The following is a 3679-nucleotide window of genomic DNA, read 5'->3' on the forward strand; positions in this document are numbered from 1 at the left end:
CGAAGAAGCTGAACGACTTCCTCAAGGCGGTGACCGCCGCCGTCACGGTCGACCAGGGATTCTCGTTGACCGACATGGCAGTGCAGTTCCGCAGCCTGCGGGGCGAGAACCTGACGTTCGTCACCAGCCCGCACCTGGGTGGCCAGACCATCGACGGCCAGTCGGTGGTGGTCTCCGACCGGGAGAAGGCGCTGGCGATGTACAAGGCGATCGCCGCGGACCGGATGGCCGAGTGGATGCAGGCCAACCAGAAGGGTTCGGGCGACAACGCGGGCGGCTGACGCCGGCACGGCATGACCGGTAACGAGCGCTAGGGCCTCGCCACCACGGAGGCCAACCGCCGACCGGCTCCTTACCCCTGCCCGTTCGGCCACAACCCGAAGATGTGGGCCGGTATTGATGGGAATTGCCGCCCTACGAGGTCGCGAGAACGGGAACAGATACGTAAAGTGGTCCCGCCCCCGATCACCGAGCTGGAGCACGCATGTCGGTCCAGACCAGCCGTCGCCCGCAGTCACCGGCACCCGGATCATCCGGGCGGGTCCCTCCGGTCATCCCCACACAGCCCGGTTCCGGCGGTCGCGGTCCCGGTGGTGGCAAGAAGAAGCGCACCAAGCGCAAGGACCCGCTCTGGGCGAAGCTCACGCTGGTGCTCGGCGCCGTGCTGATGGTGACCAGTGGCGTCGCCATCGTCGGCAGCAAGGCGGTCATCGGCCAGGCCACCGACAACATCGCCCAGCGCAACCTGCTCGGCGGCGCGGGCAAGAGCGAGGCCGAAGGCGGCAACAGCCTCGAGGGCCCGATCGACATGCTGCTGCTCGGGGTGGACGCCCGCGAACGCTGGGCCGCCGACGACGTCCGGTCGGACACGATCATCATCCTGCACATCCCGGCCAGCCACGACCAGGCGTACCTGATCTCGATCCCCCGGGACACCGAGGCGCGTATCCCCGCGTTCGAGAAGAGCGGCTACAAGGGCGGCACCGACAAGATCAATGCGGCCTTCTTCCACGGCGCCCAGAACGGCGGCGGCTGGGAGGGCGGCGCCCAGCTGATGGCCAAGACGATCAAGTCGATGACCGGGATCGGCTTCGACGGCGCCGCGATCATCAACTTCGGCGGCTTCAAGAGCGTGATCGACGCGCTCGGCTCGGTACGCATCTGCGTGAGCCACGAGGTCAAGTCGCACCACATGTCGTACGTCGACGGCAAGCCGATGTGGAACGCGGACGCGAAGAAGACCGGCAAGCCGTACAAGGCGGTGGTGCACAAGAAGGGCTGCCGGGAGATGCAGGGCTGGGAGGCGCTCGACTACTCCCGCCAGCGCTACGGCCTGCCCAACAGCGACTACGACCGGCAGCAGAACCAGCAGCAGCTGATCAAGGCGATGGCCAAGAAGGCCACCGAGGGTGGCATGCTGACCAACCCGATCAAGCTGAACTCGCTGATGAAGGCCGCCGGCAAGGCGTTCGTCCTGGACACCGGCGGCGTGCCGATCGCGGACTTCATCTTCACGCTCAAGAACCTCAACGGGAACGACCTGGTCACCCTGCGGACCAACGGCGGCACGTTCGCCGGCAACAGCAACGGCCGGGAGACGTTCAACGAGACGACCATGGACATGTTCCAGGCGGTCAAGAACGACAAGCTGGCCGACTTCGTGGTGAGCAACCCGGACGTCCTCTCCACCCGTAAATGACCTGCTGACCTGCGCGAAAGCGCCATCGGTCGGCCGATCCCCCCGTAGCCTGACGTGAGCGGGTCTCATGTCGCGGCTACGGGGGGATCGTCACGTCCAGGCCAGCACGGAACCGACGCGGGCGGGGCGCACCCGCCCGCTGGGCCCGGTTCCTGCTCGGCACCGGACTCGTCCTGGTCCTGCTCGCCGCGCTCGGCGTGGCCGGGCTGAACTGGCTCACCCACCGCTACGACCGCACCGTCGCCAAGGAGCAACTGCTCGACCCGGCCGCCCGGAACAAGCGGACAGACCTGGACGGCGCGCTCAACTACCTTCTCATCGGCTCCGACCACCGGCCCGGCGCGAACCCCGAGGACCAGCGCTCCGACAGCATCCTGATCGTGCACGTGCCGGCCGGCATGCGGCAGGCGTACCTGATCTCCGTGCCGCGCGACCTTCTGGTGGCGCTCCCGGCGGCGCCCGGCTTCCCCGGCGGCCAGGACAAGGTCAACGCCGCGTACGAGCACGGCGGCGGGGGCGAGGGCGGCGCACGGCTGCTCAGCACCACGCTGACCCGGCTCACCGGCATCCGCTTCGACGGCGCCGCGCTCGTCGACTTCTCCGGTTTCAAACAGGTGATCGACGAACTCGGCGGCATCCGGATGTGCGTGGACACGCCGGTGCGCTCGATCCACACGAAGCACCAGTTCGACGCCGGCTGCCAGCAGATGGACGGCGCCCGGACGCTCGACTACGTCCGCCAGCGCTACGACCTGCCCGGCGGCGACTACGACAGGCAGCGCCACCAGCAGCAGATGCTCCGGGCGGTGCTCGACCGGGCGGGCGAGACCCACCTGCGCACCGATCCGGTGAAGCTCGACCGGGTGCTGCGCGCGGCCGGCGGAGCGCTGACCGTGGACACCAACGGCGTACCCCTGGACGAGCTGCTGTTCGCGTTGCGCGGGCTACCGGCGGACGCCCTGCGCGGCGTCCAGGTGCCCTCGTACCCGCAGACCATCGACGGCGTCTCGTACGTGGTGCTGGACAACGGCGGCGGCGGTCTGTTCACCGCGCTGCGCGACACCCGGATGCCGCAGTGGGCCGGCGCGAATCCGCGCTGGGTCAACCGGCTGTGAGCGGTCCGGGCGGCTAGGCTTGGTGACCGTGTTCGGAGCCTCACTACCAAGCGTCCCCGCGTCGGCCGTGCCCGACGACGTCTACCTGCTCGACGTCCGCGAGGACGACGAGTGGGCCGCCGGCCACGCGCCGGCCGCCCGTCACCTGCCGATGACCGAGCTGCCCGCCCGGCTGGCCGAGATCCCGCAGGACCGCGACGTGGCGGTGATCTGCCGCTCCGGCGGCCGCTCCGCCCAGGTCGTCGGCTATCTGCTGCGTAACGGCTGGGACCAGGTGCGCAACGTCGAGGGCGGGATGGGCGACTGGGCCGCCGCCGGCCGCCCGGTGGTCACCGACGACGGGCAGCCGGGCCGGGTCGCCTGAGGCGGTCATGACCGTCCCCCTGGTCTTCGCCCACCGCGGCGCCTCGTACGACCTGCCGGAGCACACGCTCGCGGCCTACCTCCGTGCCATCGAGGAGGGCGCGGACGGGCTGGAGTGCGACGTCCGGCTGACCCGTGACGGGCACCTGGTCTGCGTGCACGACCGCCGGCTGGACCGCACCAGCAACGGGCACGGGCTGGTCAGCGCGCGTACGCTCGCCGAACTGGACGCGCTCGACTTCGGCTCCTGGCACCGGGCCGCGACGCTCGCCGAGGACGACGAGCCGCTGGACGAGTCGCACACCCGGCTGCTCACGCTGGAGCGGCTGCTCGACGCGGTGCTCGACGCCGGGCGGCCGGTCCGGCTGCTGATCGAGACCAAGCACCCGTCGCGTTACCGGGGCGAGGTCGAGCGCCGCCTGGTCACGCTGCTGCGCCGGTACGGGCTGGACGAGCCCCGCCCGGGCCACCGGGTCCAGGTGACTGTGATGTCGTTCTCGCC

Annotated in this window: 4 protein-coding genes and 1 pseudogene; all 5 read left to right on the forward strand. The window is 70.1% G+C overall.

What is annotated here, in order from left to right:
* Positions 1 to 281, forward strand: a pseudogene (locus A8711_RS28390) (LytR family transcriptional regulator); the annotation flags it as partial.
* A 203-nt stretch (positions 282 to 484) separates the two neighbouring features.
* Positions 485 to 1699 carry an LCP family protein gene (locus A8711_RS28395; protein ID WP_043327735.1) on the forward strand — a complete coding sequence of 405 codons (1215 nt, stop codon included), beginning with the start codon at positions 485 to 487 and terminating at the stop codon, positions 1697 to 1699.
* A 197-nt stretch (positions 1700 to 1896) separates the two neighbouring features.
* On the forward strand, positions 1897 to 2814 hold the full coding sequence (locus tag A8711_RS28400; protein WP_233607736.1) for an LCP family protein: 918 nt from the start codon (positions 1897 to 1899) through the stop codon (positions 2812 to 2814).
* A gap of 28 nt (positions 2815 to 2842) precedes the next feature.
* On the forward strand, positions 2843 to 3178 hold the full coding sequence (locus A8711_RS28405; protein WP_030499424.1) for a rhodanese-like domain-containing protein: 336 nt from the start codon (positions 2843 to 2845) through the stop codon (positions 3176 to 3178).
* 7 nt (positions 3179 to 3185) lie between these two features.
* On the forward strand, positions 3186 to 3679 hold a 494-nt coding region (locus A8711_RS28410; protein ID WP_304441908.1), incomplete at its 3' end, for a glycerophosphodiester phosphodiesterase family protein.

The organism is Micromonospora sp. II, from assembly GCF_001709195.1.
Classification (GTDB): domain Bacteria; phylum Actinomycetota; class Actinomycetes; order Mycobacteriales; family Micromonosporaceae; genus Micromonospora; species Micromonospora chalcea.